9 protein-coding genes are annotated in these 19,930 nt (G+C 38.1%); 8 read left to right on the top strand and 1 reads right to left on the bottom strand.

Features of this window, described 5'->3' with window-relative positions:
* Positions 1-94 precede the first annotated feature (94 nt).
* The 3 genes from QM512_RS07320 to QM512_RS07310 all read left to right on the top strand — a co-directional run bounded on the left by QM512_RS07320 (position 95) and on the right by QM512_RS07310 (position 11,898).
* The gene (locus QM512_RS07320) at positions 95-8,998 is read left to right on the top strand and encodes a Rib/alpha-like domain-containing protein (protein WP_282805071.1); all 8,904 of its coding nucleotides are present in this window, start codon (positions 95-97) and stop codon (positions 8,996-8,998) included.
* A 379-nt stretch (positions 8,999-9,377) separates the two neighbouring features.
* On the top strand, positions 9,378-10,853 hold the full coding sequence (locus tag QM512_RS07315; RefSeq protein WP_282805070.1) for a glycoside hydrolase family 1 protein: 1,476 nt from the start codon (positions 9,378-9,380) through the stop codon (positions 10,851-10,853).
* A 121-nt stretch (positions 10,854-10,974) separates the two neighbouring features.
* Entirely contained in the window at positions 10,975-11,898 is a 924-nt protein-coding gene (locus QM512_RS07310) for an EamA family transporter (protein ID WP_282805069.1), read from the top strand.
* Between the two features lie 63 nt (positions 11,899-11,961).
* Here the strand turns inward: QM512_RS07310 and QM512_RS07305 are convergent, their stop codons facing one another.
* The gene (locus QM512_RS07305) at positions 11,962-12,162 is read right to left on the bottom strand and encodes a hypothetical protein (protein WP_282805068.1); all 201 of its coding nucleotides are present in this window, start codon (positions 12,160-12,162) and stop codon (positions 11,962-11,964) included.
* A 535-nt stretch (positions 12,163-12,697) separates the two neighbouring features.
* Between QM512_RS07305 and QM512_RS07300 the strand changes: the two genes are divergently transcribed.
* The 5 genes from QM512_RS07300 to QM512_RS07280 all read left to right on the top strand — a co-directional run bounded on the left by QM512_RS07300 (position 12,698) and on the right by QM512_RS07280 (position 19,897).
* Positions 12,698-14,455 (top strand): oligopeptide ABC transporter substrate-binding protein, encoded by a 1,758-nt coding sequence (locus QM512_RS07300; RefSeq protein ID WP_282805067.1) that lies wholly within the window; start codon positions 12,698-12,700, stop codon positions 14,453-14,455.
* Positions 14,456-14,745: 290 nt separating this feature from the next.
* Positions 14,746-15,666, top strand: a complete 921-nt coding sequence (locus tag QM512_RS07295; RefSeq protein WP_282805066.1) for a PTS mannose/fructose/sorbose transporter subunit IIAB — start codon at positions 14,746-14,748, stop codon at positions 15,664-15,666.
* 10 nt (positions 15,667-15,676) lie between these two features.
* Entirely contained in the window at positions 15,677-16,486 is an 810-nt protein-coding gene (locus QM512_RS07290; protein ID WP_282805065.1) for a PTS mannose/fructose/sorbose/N-acetylgalactosamine transporter subunit IIC, read from the top strand.
* Positions 16,476-17,279, top strand: a complete 804-nt coding sequence (locus tag QM512_RS07285) for a PTS system mannose/fructose/sorbose family transporter subunit IID (RefSeq protein WP_282805064.1) — start codon at positions 16,476-16,478, stop codon at positions 17,277-17,279. The genes QM512_RS07290 and QM512_RS07285 overlap by 11 nt, the downstream gene beginning before the upstream one ends.
* A 104-nt stretch (positions 17,280-17,383) precedes the next feature.
* Positions 17,384-19,897 carry an excinuclease ABC subunit UvrA gene (locus tag QM512_RS07280; protein ID WP_282805063.1) on the top strand — a complete coding sequence of 838 codons (2,514 nt, stop codon included), beginning with the start codon at positions 17,384-17,386 and terminating at the stop codon, positions 19,895-19,897.
* The last annotated feature ends 33 nt before the right edge of the window (positions 19,898-19,930 follow it).

Raw genomic sequence — 19,930 nt, 5'->3', positions numbered from 1 at the left:
CTCAGCCACTACAGCTAATAAAACAGCTACTGATAGCAAACTTACTCAATCTCCTATTCAAGAATCTTCTAAAGATGTATCAGCTGATACTAAGATGGATTCAGACTCATCAAAAACTACCACTGCTAACGATAAGATAGAACAAACTAAGCATGAAGATGCTGGGGACAATAATGTAAGTACTCCTCAAACTACTACCCTAGCTATTAATAACACTAACACAAATGGTTCTCAATCTCGTGATAAAAAGGTAGATTCTCATACTACACTTTCTTCAAGTCTTGCAGCTGTTCCTACAGCTCATTCTAGCCAAGGTCAAACTCTAGAAGTATCCGACTGGAATTCATTTGGTGCAGCTTTAATTAATCCCAATGTTGGTAATATTGTTTTAACAAACAACATCACTGCTAATGGCAACGTGGCTAATGCTATTAAGGACAACTTCGGGGAATTGGATGTAACTGCATCTAATATTGCTCGTAAGCTGACAATTGATGGTCAAGGACAACATTCCATTGACTTTGGTACTAACTTTTTAGCATTTACCAATGCTAACCAAGGGACTAATAATTCTGCATGGGACTTAACTTTAAAAGGTATTACTGTTAATGGTGATGGTTATCAACGGACTATTTATGGTGGTGGATATGGTACTTTCTATTTTGGTAATGTAAGTACCGAGAACGGTCAAAAAGATACTATTACTTTAGATGGAGTTACTGCTAATATCAAGCAAGGACCATTTATTGCAGGTGATAGCCATAGAGTTGGTGGTGGTCATAACGCAGTGATTAATGTTGTCTTAAAGGGTGACAACACGATTAACAATAATGGGGTTAACGCAGATAACAGTCAATTAGTTAACTATGGTTCTACTATTCAAACTGGTACCTTAACAGTTGAATCTGGTACCACCACTATGAATGTTGGTACTTACAAGACTAACAATGTAGATAACTTTGGTGGTAACATGTTTGAAATCGACAGGGGTACCTTTACCATTAATGAAGGTGCTACCCTAAACCTAAATGCAGTTGCCTTAGATAAGGATGCTACAGTAACTGATGTTCGTGGTATCTGGACTAATGATAATCCTGCTAACACTACCCAATTTGGGTTAAACGGTACTGTTACGATTAATGGTAATCTTAATGCTAACATGGGTAATGGTCACTCCTCTGCTATTGTTACAGGTAATGTAGCCATTGGTAAGACTGGTGTCGTTAATATTAATACGAAGCAAGATAATAATGGTGTGGCTGTAGGTACTAACGGAGTAACAAACTTCAATGGTTACCACTATGCACCAATTTCAATTGCAGTTGGTAATGTCGGTAATATAGCAAGCCATGATGCTAGCTTAATTAACGAAGGTAGTTTAACAATTAAACGTGATACTACTGACGCCAGTGGCACCATCTTACCAGCAGCAGAACCACTAATTGCCTTTGGTTCTGGTGGTGCTAACAATAATACCTATATTGTTAAGGTTGGTGATGGCGCTACCTTAGACTTACAAGATAACGCAGCTGTACCTTCCGGTTGGGACTCTGTTGGTTTAAATAATCCTAAGATTTCCAAAGCTGGTTTAATTAGCCTCTTTGGGACAAGCAATGAAGCTGTCTTAGATATTACTAACCCTTATTACTTAAACTTCCAACGGGTAGGTAAGGATACTGTTGGTAACTTTATCCGCCTTGAAGGTACGGTTAACGGTGCCTACTTGAATTACAATGGTGTTAAAGTTAACAGCGATAAGAATAAGATCTCAGGAACTGCTTCAGGCCAATACAATACTCCAACTGCACAATGGGAACAAGGTAATACTAGCGATGCTCCATCATTTGTTTGGTACTTACAAAACTTGATGACAACCAATCAATGGGGAAACTACGCTGATGCTTATACTCCGGGTACTAGTAATCCTGCAGCTAAGCAAGGAACTGACAAGTTAATAAACTCTAATACTAATGGCGTTACTCTTGGTAAGAACCAAGGTGGTCAAAGTGTTACTACAGGTATTGATTTGAGTAACTTATCTGATAAGACAGTTCAAATGCTTTACTTAAACCAATTGCTCAACAACTTCAGCTGGTGGCAACCACAGCGTTTAGCAATGGGTACTAAGTTGAACCAAGATAAAAACATTAAGGATAATATTAAGTATCAACCAACAGTAAAAGAAATTGATACTAATACGCAACATAAGTTAACTGATTTTACAGTTAAAGATGGTATTGAAAATATTCAAGGACCAAATGGTATTGTTGCAGATGCTTTGGACAACAATAAGACGGTAGATTGGACAAAAACTCACTGGTACGACGCTACTACCGATGGCGCTGAATTCACCAACCAATACAAGAATTATCCATTAATTCAACCAAAATCGGTTCCAACAAGTAGTAATGGTAATTTTGAAGTAACTGGTGATACTCCAGCACATCAAACTGCAACAATTGTTTATGCTGATGGTTCAATTGACTTTGTTGATGTTCCATTTGTTGTAACCAATCAGATTGATGCAAACCTTTACACACCATCATATAAGCCAGTAAATGTTGAACAAGGTCAATCTGCTACTGATGATCCAGCATTTACTGATCAAGATGGTAAGGATATTACTGCGCCAACTGGAACTACATTTACTACAGGTACTGATACCCCTGATTGGGCAACCATTGATCCATCAAATGGTACTGTAACTATTGAACCAAATACCGATGTAACTCCAGGTGCTTACAATATTCCAGTAACTGTAACTTACCCAGACAAGAGTACTGATGAAACTACTGTGCCAGTAATTGTTACTAAGGCAGGACAAACTATAACTTGGGGTGATAATGGTGCAGTTGTAACTACTGTTGATACTTCTAAACTTAACGCTCACGAAACTACTGAAAATTCACAAGTACTTTCTCCAGCAACTGTTGTAACTGCAGAAGGCTACGAATTAACAGATGGTAAGATTTCAACTACTGCTACGCCAATTACGATTGATCCATCAACTGTTAGCTGGACTACAACTCCAGATACTAATGTTGATACAGCAACTGCAGCTGGTAAGCAAATTGAAAATAATACTATTAAGATTGACCTCACTAACAATGATGCCGCTAATAACATCCTAGGCTCAAAGAATGGTGTTGTAACTACTAACCCATTTACCATTGATGCTAAAGGTGCTGGTGCTAAGGCTGTAACTGCTCCAGTTGATATTAAACTTGGCTCAGATTTGACTAGTGAACAATTTGGACAATTAGTAGAAAACAATATTCCAACTGACGAAATTGCAACTACTACTTGGGCAACTAAACCTGATGAACAAGGTCAAGGCGGCGTAATTAAGATCACCTTTACTGATAAGGATACTAATGGTAATCCAACTTACTTGAACGTTAACATTCCAGCAAATTCAATCAAGGTAACTACTGATGCAGAAAACCATAATCCACAAGGGCAAGATGTTTCAACTAAGGTTGGAGAAGTTCCTGATGCTAAAAAGGGCATTAAGAATCCAGATACTTTACCAAGTGGTACAACTTATACTTGGGAAAATACTCCAGATACAAATACTCCAGGTAAGAAACCAGCAGTTATTGTAGTAACTTACCCAGATGGTTCTAAGGACGAAGTTCCAACTAATGTAGTTGTTAATGCTAAGCCAGAGATTAAATCAATTACTACTACTGTTGGCGGTAATCCAGCTGCCACTGAAGGAATTGCCAACTTGAATAATGGTGGTACTACTCCAGTTGACGGTTATCCATCAGCTGCAACTTGGACTACTAAACCAGATACTTCAAAGCCTGGTGCAACTACTGGTACGGCAACTGTAACTTATCCAGATGGTACTACTGAAACAGTAACAATTCCGGTTGCTGTAAATGGTCAAGGAGATGTTACTGTTATCGATAATGGTCATGTCTTCAGTCTACATGCTAATGATGTAGTAACTCACAAGACCTCAGATAAGAACATTATCGGTGAACCAGTAATTGAAAACTTCAAGTTAAGTTATTACCAAGGTGGTCAAAACTACAGCAAGCCATACATTTACACTTTGAATGCCGACAAGACTGTATATGTTCTTACCCAAACTGGTGATAATCCGGCTGGTGTAACTATTAATGCTCCACAAACTATTAATGCTAGTGACATTAAGATTAGTTGGACTGAAGCAGGCAAGGTTCTATTCAATAATGCATTAGGTGCAATCGAAGGTAATGGTCAACCATCAAGCTTAGTATCAGACAACAATGGTGGAACCAAGACGATTACTTATACTAACTGGGTCAATAATCAATTTGGTTATCCTAAGTATTCAGCTGTTGTTAACAGCTCAAGTGTAAACTGGCCAATTTATGGAAAAGGTCCAGTATCAACTTATCCATTCCCATCAGTTTACATTTATGGTGCAGAAGCTAATGGTACTATTCCAAGCGTTAACTCCGACGTTAGCGATTTGAAGACTGCTTTAGGAGATGCTTCCAAGCTTGTAAATACTAATGATTTAACTGCTGATCATAATTCTGAAATTAGTTCAGTTAACTGGCAAACTTTACCAAGTCTTGCTGAAGCTAATGCTAAGGCTCCTGCAACAGTACGAATTAACTTCACTGATGGTAGTTATCTTGATGTTCCAGTAGCTGTAAATGTAATCAAGGTTGATCAAGGTGTTGATGATAAGACTAACCACGACATTTATCGTGATATTACTCGTACGATTAATGTTGAAGGCGAAAGTACTCCAGTTGTTCAACACGTAATTTACAGTCGTGCTAAGATAACTGATCTTTCTAAGCCAGCAGATCAACAAATCAGTTACACTGATTGGGCAGCTTCTAAGAATAGTGAAGGTCAAGCAGTAACGAACTTCCCACAATATGAAGTAACTAAACCTGGCTACACTGCTACTGCAACTGGTGCAACTATTGAAACTGTTAATGGTAAGCAATATGTTCCAGCTTCAGCAACAATTACTCCAGATTCATCAAATGAAACTGTTAATGTAACTTACACTGCTAACGAACATACTTTAGTAATTAATTATGTTGATGGTAATGGTACTGTAGTAGGTACTTACAATGTTCCTGGTAAGACTGATGAAACTGTTAATGTTGATGTACCTGGACATGTTCCAACTAACTGGAAATTAGTTCCAAAGCAACAAGTTATCGGATCTTACAAGTTCGGTTCAAATGATCCACAACCTGTAGACTACAAAGTTGAACACGGTACTAAAGTCGTTCCTGTTGACAAGAATAACAAAGATACTTACCGGAAGATTACCCAAACCATCCAAGAAGTACCAGCTGGCAAGACTAATGCCGATATGCATGTTGTAAGAACTGCTTCAGTTGAATTTGAACGTACTGGTGTGAAGGACTTAGTAACTGGTGATATTGCTTGGAATGCATGGAATTCAAACAGTGAAACTTTCCCAGTTTACAACATTAAAGAACAAAAGGGCTATGACAGCTATGTAAATGGTGTTAAGGCAACCGAAGTAGCAGCAGTAACAGTAAATCCGGATTCAAGCAATATTACTGATAGCATTACTTATGTAAAACAAGCTGCAACTCCAGTGCCATATGATCCTTCAAACAAGGATATGAATAAGTCAGTAACCCGTACCATTAACTACGAAGTACCAGCAGGACATGAAGCAATTGCCCCTGTAACACAAACTGTAGAATACACTCGTGATGTTAACGGTGTCGCAGGTTACCAGGATCCAGTGACTGGTGAGATTACTTGGAACCCATGGCACGTTAAGAGTGGTAAAGCAGAATTTGCTTCAGCTAGTGTAGAACAAATTAAAGGTTATGATTCATATGTAGATGGTACAAAGTCAACCGAAGTACCAGCAGCTGCAGTAACAGAAAAAGATGGCGAACCACAAAATGGTGCAAACGTCACAGTAAGTTACCAAAAGCAAGCTGATACTCCAGTACCATATGATCCTTCAAATAAGGATATGAATAAGTCAGTAACCCGTACCATTAACTACGAAGTACCAGCAGGACATGAAGCAATTGCCCCAGTAACGCAAACCGTAGACTACACTCGTGATGTTAATGGCGTCGCAGGTTACCAGGATCCAGTGACTGGCGAGATTACTTGGAACGCATGGCACGTTAAGAGTGGTAAAGCAGAATTTGCTTCAACTAGTGTAGAACAAATTAAAGGTTACGATTCATACGTAGATGGTACAAAGTCAACCGAAGTACCAGCAGCTGCAGTAACAGAAAAAGATGGCGAACCACAAAATGGTGCAAACGTCACAGTAAGTTACCAAAAGCAAGCTGATACTCCAGTACCATACAAGCCAGGTCAAGAAGGCGTAAACGATGACATGAACCAGTACGTAACTCGTACGATTGTGGTTCATGAACCAGGTCAAGATCCAGTAAGTCATGAGCAAACCGTTCACTTTACTCGTGAAGATGCTCAAGGTAATGCCGGTTACACTGATCCAGTGACTGGCAAGATTACTTGGAACGCATGGCATGTGGCAGGTGAACTTAACCAAGCAAATGGTACTTGGGCAGAATTTAATGCACCAACTGTTAAAGGGTACACTCCAAGTCAAGCTAAAGTAGCAGCTGAAGAAGTTACTGCTGAAACTAAGAATGTCACTGTTGACATTAAATATGCTCCAGTAGCTCCAACTGGTCAAAATGTAACTACTAAGGTCGGTGAAGTACCAGATGCAAACCAAGGTATTGCCAACAAAGATGATTTACCAGATGGTACTAAGTACTCATGGAAGACAACACCAGATGTATCTACTGAAGGTGAAAAACCAGCTGTAGTTATTGTAACTTACCCAGATGGCTCACCTGTTGAAGTACCAGTTACCGTAACTGTAACTAAGAACCCAACCGATGCAGACAAGTACACTCCAGAAGGCCAAGACGTAAATACTAAGACTGGCGTTGTACCAAATCCAGCAGAAGGTATCAAGAACAAGAGTGACTTACCAGATGGTACTAAGTACACTTGGAAGGACACCCCAGATGTAACTACTGCAGGAGACAAGCCAGCAACTGTTGTTGTAAGCTACCCAGATGGCTCAAAGGACGAAGTCCCAGTAACCATCCACGTAACCAACCCAGCAACCGATGCAGACAAGTACACTCCAGAAGGCCAAGACGTAAATACTAAGACTGGCGTTGTACCAAATCCAGCAGAAGGTATCAAGAACAAGAGTGACTTACCAGATGGCACTAAATACACTTGGAAGGACACTCCAGATGTAACTAAGCCAGGTGAAAGTACTGGTGTGATTGTAGTAACTTACCCAGACGGTTCAAAGGACGAAGTCCCAGTAACCATCCACGTAACCAACCCAGCAACCGATGCAGACAAGTACACTCCAGAAGGCCAAGACGTAAATACTAAGACTGGCGTTGTACCAGATCCAGCAGAAGGCATCAAGAACAAGAGTGACTTACCAGATGGTACTAAGTACACTTGGAAGGACACCCCAGATGTAACTACTGCAGGAGACAAGCCAGCAACTGTTGTTGTAAGCTACCCAGATGGCTCAAAGGACGAAGTCCCAGTAACCATCCACGTAACCAACCCAGCAACCGATGCAGACAAGTACACTCCAGAAGGCCAAGACGTAAATACTAAGACTGGCGTTGTACCAGATCCAGCAGAAGGCATCAAGAACAAGAGTGACTTACCAGATGGCACTAAGTACACATGGAAAGACACCCCAGATGTAACTACAGCAGGAGACAAGCCAGCAACTGTTGTTGTAAGCTACCCAGATGGCTCAAAGGACGAAGTCCCAGTAACCATCCACGTAACTAACCCAGCAACCGATGCAGACAAGTACACTCCAGAAGGACAAGATGTGAACACTAAGACTGGCGTTGTACCAGATCCAGCAGAAGGCATCAAGAACAAGAGTGACTTACCAGATGGCACTAAGTACACATGGAAAGACACCCCAGATGTAACTACAGCAGGAGACAAGCCAGCAACTGTTGTTGTAAGCTACCCAGATGGCTCAAAGGACGAAGTCCCAGTAACCATCCACGTAACCAACCCAGCAACCGATGCAGACAAGTACACTCCAGAAGGACAAGACGTAGACACTAAGACTGGCGTTGTACCAAATCCAGCAGAAGGTATCAAGAACAAGAGTGACTTACCAGATGGCACTAAGTACACTTGGAAGGACACTCCAGATGTAACTAAGCCAGGTGAAAGTACTGGTGTGATTGTAGTAACTTACCCAGACGGTTCAAAGGACGAAGTCCCAGTAACCATCCACGTAACCAATCCAGCAACCGATGCAGACAAGTACACTCCAGAAGGACAAGACGTAGACACTAAGACTGGCGTTGTACCAAATCCAGCAGAAGGCATCAAGAACAAGAGTGACTTACCAGATGGCACTAAGTACACATGGGAGAAGACCCCAGATGTAACTAAGCCAGGTGAAAGTACTGGTGTGATTGTAGTAACTTACCCAGATGGTTCAAAGGATGAAGTAACTGTGAAGGTAGTTGTTAATACAAACAATGTAACACCAGAAACACAGCCAATTCACACTACTCCAGGCGTTCTTCCAAACCCAGCAGATGCTATTAAGAACAAGGATGAAATGCCAGCAGGTACTAAGTACACTTGGAAAGAAGTACCAAATGTCAATACAGTCGGTGAACACACTGGTGTCATTACGGTAACTTATCCAGATGGTTCAAGCGTAGACTTAACAGTTAAGGTATATGTCGATGCTGTCGCCAAGGAAAACAATAGCAACAATACTGCTAAAGTTATCACTAAGCATGTTGCAGAAACTAATGAAAAGAAGGCTTCTGCAACTCCAGCACAACAAATTAAGCATTCTGAAAAAGCTACTTTGCCACAAACAGGTGCTAAGTCAGAAAATGCAGCTGGTGTATTAGGTTTAGCTATTGCGGCAGTAAGTAGTTTATTCGGACTAGGTGCAAGTAAGAAGCGTAGAAATAAGTAAACATTATAAAATTTTAATTCTAAGTATAGACGAAAAAGAAGAGAGTAAAGGTCTCTTCTTTTTTTGTTGTATAAGTACTGTAAATGAGCATATTGTTGATGTGTTCAGGGCTGAGATCCTACAAAAGGTAATTTGTAGGATAATATTTCTTAAAAAATTTAATAATAGTCCAGTCTTGATTCGAGAATAACTATTCAAGGGCTATGAGCTAGTTAAATTTGATATTAATGAAATCTAGTTTAAGGTTAAAGTAGACCGAGAAATTTTATACGTAATGTGTTAGTTAGGAAGCAACTAATGAAAAATCATAAACCACTTAGAAAATGTAATCGATTTCATATATAATGAAAATGATTAGTGTAAAAAAGGAGAGATATAAATGACATTTCCGAAGAATTTTTTATGGGGCGGAGCTACTGCTGCAAATCAAATTGAAGGTGCATATGATGAAGATGGTAAAGGCTTATCAGTAACGGATATTACAACCGCTGGTAGCTTAAGTGCGCCAAGAATGCTTACCTATAAATTAAATGGTAAGTTAGAAGAGACACCGGCAATGCCTGGTGCAGGTTTACCAGAAGGGGCAGTTGGTGCGATTGATCCAAATGCTTATTATCCAAATCATGTGGCAATTGATTTTTATCACCACTATAAAGAAGATATTAAGATGTTTGCCGAGATGGGCTTTAAGACTTTCCGTCTTTCAATTGCTTGGACTAGAATTTTTCCAAAAGGTGACGAAGAAAAACCAAATCAAGCCGGATTAGACTTTTATCGTCGAGTTTTTGAAGAATGTAAAAAATACGGTATTGAGCCTTTAGTTACTATTTCTCATTATGAAGATCCTTTATATCTTAGTGAAAAGTATCATGACTGGGGCGATCGTAAGATGATCGACATGTATGTTAAATATGCAACAACCTTGTTTGAAGAATACAGAGGTTTAGTTAAGTACTGGCTTACATTTAATGAAATTAATTCAACACTTTTGATGCTTAGTTCATTTGGTAATAATGTAACTGACGATAAGGTATACCAACACGCTTATCAAAAATTGCACTACCAATTTGTTGCTAGTGCTCGTGCAGTTAAAATTGCTCATGCACTAGATCCAAATTATGTTGTTGGAAATATGATTTGTGGTATTGTGGATTACCCATTAACGCCTGATCCAAAGGATATTTTAGCTAACCGTCATATGTGGGAACAAAATATTTTCTATTGCGGTGATGTTCAAGCTAAAGGTAAGTACCCAACTTATGCTAAGCGTTTATGGGATGAACACAATGTTCACTTAGACATTACTGATCAAGATCGAAAGGATTTGCTTGAAGGAAAAGTCGATATTTATACTTTTTCATACTACATGAGTAACGTTGTAACAACTCATGAAGTAAAAGATAAGATGAGTGGTAACTTTGCTGCAGGTGCTAAGAACCCATACCTTAACTATTCTGAATGGGGCTGGGCAACAGATCCAGATGGACTTCAATACTATCTTGAAGTAATGTATGACCGATATGATATTCCAATGATGGTTGTTGAAAATGGTCTTGGCGCAGTTGACAAAATTAGTGATGACGGTAAGATTCATGATGACTACCGCATTGATTACTTAAGAATGCACATTAAGGCGATGAAGAGGGCGATTGATGATGGTGTTGATTTAATCGGCTACACTACTTGGGGTTGTATTGACTTAGTTTCTGCTGGTACCGGTCAAATGAGTAAGCGTTACGGGTTCATCTATGTTGACCGCGATGATGAAGGTAAAGGTACTTTAAAGAGAATGCCTAAGGATTCATTCTATTGGTATAAGAAAGTTATTGAATCTGATGGTAAGGATTTAGATTAATATAAGATTTAAAAATACTGCTCAGCTTTGAGCAGTATTTTTTGTTATGTTATGAATAATTGAAAGAAGTGGTATGTTATGATGATTTAGATTGATTTTGATTTGTGGGGAGAAAGGTTAGATGAGCAAGCAAGCTAAAAGTAGATTGTGGACGATTTTGGCAGCTTTAGCTGCTGTAATGTGGGGAATTTCAGGTTTATTTGCGGAGTCACTTTTTAAAATTAGTTCAAAAATTACTCCGATTTGGCTAACGCAAACTAGATTAATTATTTCTGGAATTGTTTTATTAATTATTGCTTCAGTTTTACGTCAAAAGCCTATTTCAGTTTTAAAAGATAAGAAAAATACATTGCATATTATCGCCTATGGACTCTTTGGGTTACTGCCAGTACAGATTTTTTATTTTATAGTAATTGAAATGGCTAATGCTTCTATTGCTACGATTTTGCAGTTTATTGGACCATTTTTTGTACTTGCATATTTAGCCTTCACTCATCAGCAAGTTTTAAGAAAGTTAGATATTTTAGCAGCATTGATGGCTTTTGTTGGAGTGTTTTTGCTATCGACTCATGGAAATTTTAATCATTTAGCAATTACTCCCATAGCATTATTTTTTGGTCTATTGTCTGCTCTAGGTGAAGCAAGTTACACTTTAATCCCAGTTAAAATTGTTAAGCGAATTTCAAGTTTAGTTTTAACAGGTTGGGGGATGATTTTTGCAGGACTTGGCTTGGTAATTGTTCATCCAAGTTTTCCTGCTGTTCCAAATACGCCAAAAGTTTGGCTTTGGGTAGGAGCAATCATTATCCTAGGAACAATCTTGCCATTTCAGATAATGGCGAACGCCTTACGCTATGTTAAGCCATCAACTGTTAGCTTGCTGGATGCCTTTGAGCCTTTATCAGCTACAGTTGGTTCAGTTTTGATTTTTGGCTTAGTAATGTCAGGGATGGATTGGTTAGGTACAACCTTAGTAATTGTGGCAGTTTTGGCTTTGAATTTTACGCCTAAAAGAAAAATTAAAATAGCGTCTGGAAATAAATAATAAAAAAAGCTGATAATATCTTCGTTTGAAATGAAAATATTATCAGCTTTTTTGGTGAGGTTTTTATAGTTCATTTAAGATCATTTCTTGCTCAATAAATTTATCAAAGTGAGGAAGCAAGAAACTTACATAGCCATAACCATCTGGTTTAATTACTTGGTCATCTATTAATTTTCTGCGATAAACAGCTAAATAATTTGCACTTTTATTCATTATTTTACCAATTTCTTGACCTTTAACTTTAGTTTTTCCTACTTTTACCATTGTTTGCACGAACTCTTTTTCTTTGAAAGATAGATCATTATAGACTTTGAAATAGACATTTCGATTTAAATCACTTAAATAAATATCTAATATTTCATCTATTAAGGAGATGGAAATAGTATTTTTATTCTGATCTGTAGCGTATCTCCAGACATGAGAGTAGTTTTTCCAGACCCTCTTTGACCGTAAATGAGTGAAGTTTGAAATGGAGAATTTTCTCTATTTAATTCGTTGATTATTCTTTGAGATAAACTACCACGTTTAAGAAAGATACTTGGCGTTTTACCAAAACTAGGATTGAAAGGATTATTGTTCATACGTATCACTTTTTATTTTTTATAACTTTTTATAACTTTTGGAAATTTTTATAACTAGTAGATTACTTTCTTAAAGAAAACAAATGTATTGAGGCTCGCTTTTTTAATAAAATACAAATTTAATAGAAAAATATTTTAATTTTATATTGTTTTTTTCATTTTAATATCATATAATCAAAAACAAGAAATTTAAGCCATCTCATAAAGGGGGAGAAAATATGAAAAAAGTTAAGTGGTTAGGAGCAATTACTGTTTTGTCTGGAGCGGCATTAACTTTAACTGCTTGTGGGAATAACAACAATAACAATAATGCTAGTGATAAGAAAGTTAGCTTTAAGGAAGCAGTTCCTAAGAAACAAGTTAAAAAAGGCGGAACATTAAAATATGCTATTGAAAGTGACTCACCTTTCACAGGTATTTTCTTACCAGAATTATCTGATACTGCTACTGACACAGAAATTCAAGCACCAGGCTTAGAATCACTCTTTAGTGTTAATGACAGCTATAAGATTAACAATAAGGGTGCAGCTACTTTTAAGTTAGACAAGGACGCTAAGACTATTACCATTGAAGTCAAAGACGGCGTTAAGTGGTCAGATGGTAAGCAAGTAACCGCTAAGGACCTTGAATATGCTTACGAAATTGTTGGTAATCCTAAGACTAAGACTTCAAGATATACAGATTCTTTAGCTAACCTTGTTGGGTTAGAAGAATACCACAAGGGAAAGAGCGACAAGATTTCTGGTATCGAAATGCCAAATGGTGAAAATGGGCGAAAAGTCGTTCTTCATTTTAAGGAAATGAAACCAGGTATGCTTCAATCTGGTAATGGTTACTTCCTTGAAAGTGCAGAACCATACCACTACTTGAAAGACGTTCCATTTGATAAACTTTTATCAGATGATAAGGTTCGTAAACAACCACTTTTCTTTGGTCCATACAAGGTTCAAAAAGTTGTTCGTGGTCAATCAGTTACTTATGTACCAAATGAACATTACTGGCGTGGTAAGCCAAACTTAGACAAGATTACTATGGAAGTAATCGGAACTAACTCTGTTTCTCAAGCTATTAAGAGCCACAAGTTTGATATTACTGGTGTGCTTAACGCTCAATGGAACAATGTTAAGGATACTAAGGGCGTTAACTTCGTTGGTAAGATTCCGCTATCTTACAACTACTTAGGCTTTAAGGTAGGTAAGTTTGACAAGAAGACTGGCAAGAACGTTGAGGATAAGAACGCTAAGATGAACAATGTCTCATTACGTAAGGCGATGGCTTATGCAATGAACATTGACGCCGTTACCAAGCGTTACAGCAATGGCTTGACTTTCCGTATTAATACTTTAATCCCTGCACAATTTGGAGATTTCTCCGACAAGAGTATCAAGGGCTACCCATACAACTTGAAGAAGGCCAATGAATTGTTAGACAAGGCTGGATACAAGAAGCGTAAGGGTGAAAAATACCGTCGTCAACCAAATGGCAAGAAGTTAACTATTAACGTTGCTGTTCGTGGTACACAACCAAACGCTGAAAAGATCTGGACTAACTACATCCAACAATGGCAAAAGATTGGCTTAGATGCTAAATTTGTTGGTGGTCGTCCAATGGAATTCAACTCTTGGGTACAAGATGTTCAAGCAGATAGTCCTAAGATTGATGTCTTTGAAGGTGGTTGGAGTTTATCATCTGAACCATCACCAATGGACCTTTATAGTGAAGGTGCTCCATACAACATGGCTCGTTTTGTTTCTCCAACTCAATCTAAACTTCTTACTAACATTGACTCAACTAAGGCCTTCAACCACAAGTACCGTGTACAAGCCTTTGATAAGTGGCAACAATGGATGTACGACAATGCCTACGTTGTACCTACTACAAACAGTTGGTCAGTAACTGCTGTTAACGACAAGGTAACTGGCTGGTCACTTAAGCCATCAGCAAACTCATGGTATGATGTTGGCTTTACAAAATAATTTAGATATTTAATTTTCCATAATCCTCATATATCAATATAAATCACACAAATTCTTAAATAATATTTCCTTAAATTAATTTTTCATAGTTATATTCCTTCAGAAGGCTCTACTTTGCTTAAGTAGGGTCTTCTTTTTGTATAAACAATGGTAACGATTACAGAGTGCTTTATTTTAATTGAACTATACCAATATTTTCAAAATAGAGTGTTATCGGTGCTATGTTAAGCTTTAATTTATATACCAATTGGGATAAAATATAAACATTGTGAATTCTGGAGGAATTAAATGTGGATAACTTTTTAATAGTTAGTCATGGTGAATATGCTAAGGCAACTTTAGCTAGCTGTGAAATGATCGCAGGGAAGTTGTCGAATGTAAAGGCAATTGCTTTTAAACAAACAATGAACCAGGACGATTTACTTAATGAGATTGAAAAAGTTGCAGAAAGCTTTGACAAAAAGCCGACAATAATTGTGGATATTGCTGGAGGGACTCCCGCAAATGCATCTTTGCGCTATCACAAAAAGCACCCCGAAGTAAAGGTATATAGCGGATTATGCTTACCGCTTTTACTGGCTGCTGTTATGGGAACGCCAATGGAGGAAGCAATTAAGCAAGCTAAAGAAAACATTGCTCCCGTCGGAGCAGATCTAGATGAAAAGAAGACTTCATCTAAAGTTGCAACTACAAAAAAAGCAGAACCAAATGAAAATGCAGAAGTTGAACCACAGACGATGCACAATGTGCGAATTGATGAACGACTTATCCACGGACAAGTTGCTACGATGTGGACAAATGCACTTCATTTAACGCGAATTATGGTGGTTGGGGATGACATTGTGAAAAATGACATCCAAAAAACAGCACTCAAGACAGCTTGTCCACATGGCGTTCACTTGAGTATTTTAACTGCTAAGGGAGCAGCGCGAAGAATTAATTCAGATAAGTATCAAGGTCAAACGGTGCTAGTTTTGGTTAAAAATCCTGCTGTCCTACGTCAAATGGTTGATAATGGCGTGAAGTTGCCTGAGATTAACGTTGGCAATATGTCGACTAAAAGCGATTCACGTCAGGTTGCTAAGAGCGTGGCTGTTACTGCTGAAGATGTTGACGACTTTAATTACTTAAATAAGCAAGGCTGCCATCTATATCATCAAATGGTACCCGCAGAAGATAAAGAAGACTTCATGAAATTATTAGAGAAATAGAGGAAAAATAATGACAATACAATGGTGGCAGATTTTACTGCTGACAGGATTAGCTTTTTGGGCAATTATTGACCAGCTTACTGTAGCTGTGTTGAATAATCCATTGGCAATTGGGATGATTTCTGGAATTATCATGGGAGACATTACGACTGGATTAGCAGTTGGTGCAACCCTCCAGTTAATGGTGTTGGGTGTTTCTACTTATGGCGGAGCTTCAATGCCAGATTTTATGACTGGTGCAATTGTTGGTACTGTTTATGCTGTGATTTCTGGAAAAGGCGTTCAGTTTGCAATCGGCTTAGCTGTTCCAGTAGGACTATTAATGGTTCAGCTAGATGTTTTAGCTCGGTTTGCAAATACAATTTTCCAACATCGTATTGATACTTTTATTAAAGAAAACAAGCCAAATGCAGCAGCACGTAATGCTTTGTGGGGAACTTTTACTTGGGGATTTTCACGTGCATTACCTGTGTTTATCTTACTTGTGGTTGGAAATGATGTTGTAAAAGCAATTTTACGAGTTATTCCTGCTTGGTTAACTGATGGTTTAAAAGTTTCAGGACATATCTTGCCGATTGTTGGTATTGCAATTTTACTTAGATATTTGCCGACTAAGAGATTCATTTCATATCTAGCAATCGGGTTTATTGCGGCGGCTTATTTAAAGATGCCAATGCTTGGAGTTGCACTTCTTGGGGCAGCGTTAGCTTATATTCACTATACTCGTGAAGTGGAAAAGTTAGAAATGAAGCAGACAAGTTCAGAAAAGCAAACTGAAGATGAAGAGTATACGAATGATGAGGGAGAGTATGAAAATTAGTTCAAGTAAGTTAACGAAGAAAGACCTATTTCGCGCTAATTGGCGCTGGCTTTGGGCAAGTCAGTTGTCGTGGAACTATGAAAAAATGATGGCACCTGGTTATTTTTATACTGTTTTGCCATTTTTGAAGCGGTGGTATAAAGATGATGAATTAGTTGAAATGATGCAGATGCAATCGCAATTCTTCAACGTTAATGCCTTTGATGGAAACTTTATTATTGGGATGGATTTAGCAATTGAAGAAAAGCAAGGTAGTAAGGCTAAAGATACAATTGCTGGATTAAAGACTGGTTTGATGGGACCTTTAGCGGGAGTTGGAGATACGATCTTTGGTGCAATCATTCCAACAATCTGTGGATCAATTGGGGCATATATGGGGTTAAGAGGAAATCCATTTGGCGCATTTCTGTGGATAATTGTTAACTTGATTATTTTATTCACAAGATTTAGCTTTTTAAACTTGGGTTATTCACAGGGGGCAAAGCTAATTGATTCTGCTTCAGGTAAATTAAATGCAATTACAGATTCCGCCATTTTACTTGGGGTAACTGTTGTTGGAGCTTTAGTTCCGACAGTAGTAAACGTCAAGGTTCCCTTTGTTTATCGAGCAGGTAAGGTCACTTTGAAGATGCAGAGTATTTTGAACCAAATTATGCCATCACTTGTGCCGGTTTTACTGGTTGCTTTAGTTTACTGGCTCTTAGGTAAGAAACATGTTACTTCTACTAAGATGATTTGGTTTGTATTAATTTTGGGAATTGTCTTAAGTTACTTCCATATTTTGAGTGCATAAGTTAATAGTCAGTCAATCACATGAATTTGGGTGGTGGGCTGACTATTTTTTATATTAGTAATTGTTGTAAGATAGTAGTTGATAAAAAGTAAGGAGGAATAGCTTTGACTGAAAAATTGCCGACTCAGATTGAGGTACGCGGAGGACGTGTTCATAATCTGAAAAATATTGATGTTAATATTCCACTTCATAAATTTGTCGCAATTTCTGGTTTATCAGGATCAGGAAAATCTTCTTTAGCCATGGGAATCCTATATGAAGAAGGATCAAGACGCTATCTCGATGCTCTGTCTACTTATATGCGTAGACGAATTAAGCAAGGAAATCAAGCTAGTGTTACTAGCGTCAAGCATATTCCTTCAGCATTAGCCCTAAGGCAACGTCCAACTATCCCATCTGAACGAGCAACTGTTGGGACAATGAGTGAGACATTTAATATTCTGCGTTTGATTTTTTCTAGATTAGGTTCACCTGTTTGTCCTAATGGACATCGCTTGAAGCCTAGTTTAGAAATTGCTGAAGCAATGGCAAAATCAGGTGAAAAAATGGGGCAACTTACTTGTCCAGTTTGCGGAGTTAAATTTTATGCACCTAGTGCTGAACAATTTGCTTTTAATTCTGATGGTGCTTGCGAAGAGTGTGGTGGAACGGGGAAAGTGCGCCAGCTTGATGAAAGTAAGTTAATTGCAGATCCTAATCTTTCAATTAGGGATGGGGCCGTTGCTTCCTGGTCCTTGCCCGGAAGAAATTTTATGCCAAGTGTAGCTGAACATGCTGGTGTTAGAATCGATATTCCTTATAAAGACTTAACTGATAAGGAAAAGGATTTTGTTTTAAATGGTCCTGAAAAGAAGTATAAGATGGACTTTTTGTCAGGAACGGGAAGAGTTTTTCACGACTTTAATGCGCTATATGAAAATGCTCACCAAGCTGTTCTACGCTCGGCAAAAACTAGTAAGAGCGAACGGGCACAGAAGCGAATTTCAGAATTTTTCTCATATCAGACTTGTCCAGTATGTCATGGTTCAAGGTTAAAGCCAGAATTGTTGAAGCAATTAGTGGGTGGATTAAATATTAACGAAGTTTCTGAAATGCCGTTAGGTGATTTGGTAGCTTGGAAGGAGCAGGTGCTAAAGAGCTTGCCATCTGATATGCATAAAATGGCCAGTGCTTTATTCACTGAATTTGTGGAGAACTTGCAGCCACTTCTCGATTTGGGTTTAGATTATTTAACAATGGCTCGAAATGGAAACACCTTATCCACAGGTGAATTGCAACGAATTCAATTAGCCCGTACTTTGAGAACAGAAACAACTGGCGTCTTATATGTTTTAGATGAGCCATCAATCGGACTTCATCCTGCAAATGTAGATGGTTTAATTAAGGTTTTGCACAAGTTAGTAGCGCAGGGTAATTCGTTAGTAGTTGTGGATCACAATGTGGATATTATTAAAGCTGCTGATGAAATAATTGAAATTGGACCAGGCTCGGGTGAGCAAGGCGGCGAGATTTTGGATCAAGGCAGTGTTGCTCAAATTAAGCAAGATAAACAGTCTTTAATCCGGCCATACATTGATGGCAGTGCAGAATTAATGGCTAGAGAGCGAGCAGAGAAACCTAATTCTGTAAAGGTTTCATTTGATGTGGATCACTATTTCAACCTACAAGATGTTCATGCAGATATACCAATTAAACAATTAACTGCTGTAACTGGATTTTCTGGGGCAGGTAAAACCAGCTTGATTTTGGATAGTTTGGTGCCAGCAATTCAGGCGCAAGCTAAAGGTGAGTCCTTGCCTAAGCAAGTAAAAAATTTTGAATCGCCAATTAATCAAGTAGTTAGCGTTGATGCTTCACCTATTGGTAAAAGTAATAGATCGACGGTTGCAACTTATACTTCTATTATGGATAATTTACGTAAATTATTTGCTAGACAGCCATTAGCCAAAGAGAACCATTATACCCCAACTTACTTTTCTTATAATAATAAACAAGGTGCTTGCCCAACTTGTGGAGGAACCGGAATTGTAACTTTAGATATTCAATTCTTGCCTGATATGCAACAGACTTGTCCAACCTGTGAAGGTAATCGTTACAACCAAGAAGTACAAAAAGTGAAGTGGAATGGATATTCAATCGTTGATATTTTGAATCTGGATATCAATGAAGCTCTTCCTATCTTTAAGAAAGAATCCAAAATTGAACGTGACTTACTTTTATTAAAAGAGGTAGGACTGGATTATCTTCACTTAGGTGAAAGTACCCCAACTTTATCTGGCGGGGAGGCGCAACGTCTAAAACTAGTAACACACTTAAGTCATAAACAAGACAATACTTTATTTGTATTTGATGAGCCGACAATCGGATTGCATCCATTAGATGTAAAAGTTTTAGTTCAGGTAATGCAAAAACTATTGGATCAAGGTGCAACTATCATTACGATTACGCATGACCTAAATATGATAGTTAATGCCGATAATATTCTTGATTTAGGACCACGCGGTGGCAAGAATGGTGGGAAAGTTGTGGCTACAGGACAAACTAAAGCTTTAATTAAGCATCCAGTAAGTTTGACGACAAAATATCTTGCTAGTTATTGTAGTCATTTTAAGAAGTAAGGCTTTTAAATAAGAAAATATTCTATAATTTAC

Origin of the sequence: Lactobacillus isalae, assembly GCF_947539375.1 — a bacterium.
Classification (GTDB): Bacteria; Bacillota; Bacilli; order Lactobacillales; family Lactobacillaceae; genus Lactobacillus; species Lactobacillus isalae.
The sequence above is the reverse complement of the archived record's forward strand: the minus strand, read 5'-3'. Positions and strand labels throughout refer to the sequence as shown.

What these genes read in the sequence shown, in the direction of transcription:
- QM512_RS07290 (WP_282805065.1), top strand. Translation starts at nt 15,677, where the DNA reads ATGACAATACAATGGTGGCAGATTTTACTGCTGACAGGATTAGCTTTT.
- QM512_RS07300 (WP_282805067.1), top strand. Translation starts at nt 12,698, where the DNA reads ATGAAAAAAGTTAAGTGGTTAGGAGCAATTACTGTTTTGTCTGGAGCG.
- QM512_RS07305 (WP_282805068.1), bottom strand. Translation starts at nt 12,162, where the DNA reads ATGGTAAAAGTAGGAAAAACTAAAGTTAAAGGTCAAGAAATTGGTAAA.
- QM512_RS07285 (WP_282805064.1), top strand. Translation starts at nt 16,476, where the DNA reads ATGAAAATTAGTTCAAGTAAGTTAACGAAGAAAGACCTATTTCGCGCT.
- QM512_RS07310 (WP_282805069.1), top strand. Translation starts at nt 10,975, where the DNA reads ATGAGCAAGCAAGCTAAAAGTAGATTGTGGACGATTTTGGCAGCTTTA.
- QM512_RS07315 (WP_282805070.1), top strand. Translation starts at nt 9,378, where the DNA reads ATGACATTTCCGAAGAATTTTTTATGGGGCGGAGCTACTGCTGCAAAT.
- QM512_RS07320 (WP_282805071.1), top strand. Translation starts at nt 95, where the DNA reads ATGGATTCAGACTCATCAAAAACTACCACTGCTAACGATAAGATAGAA.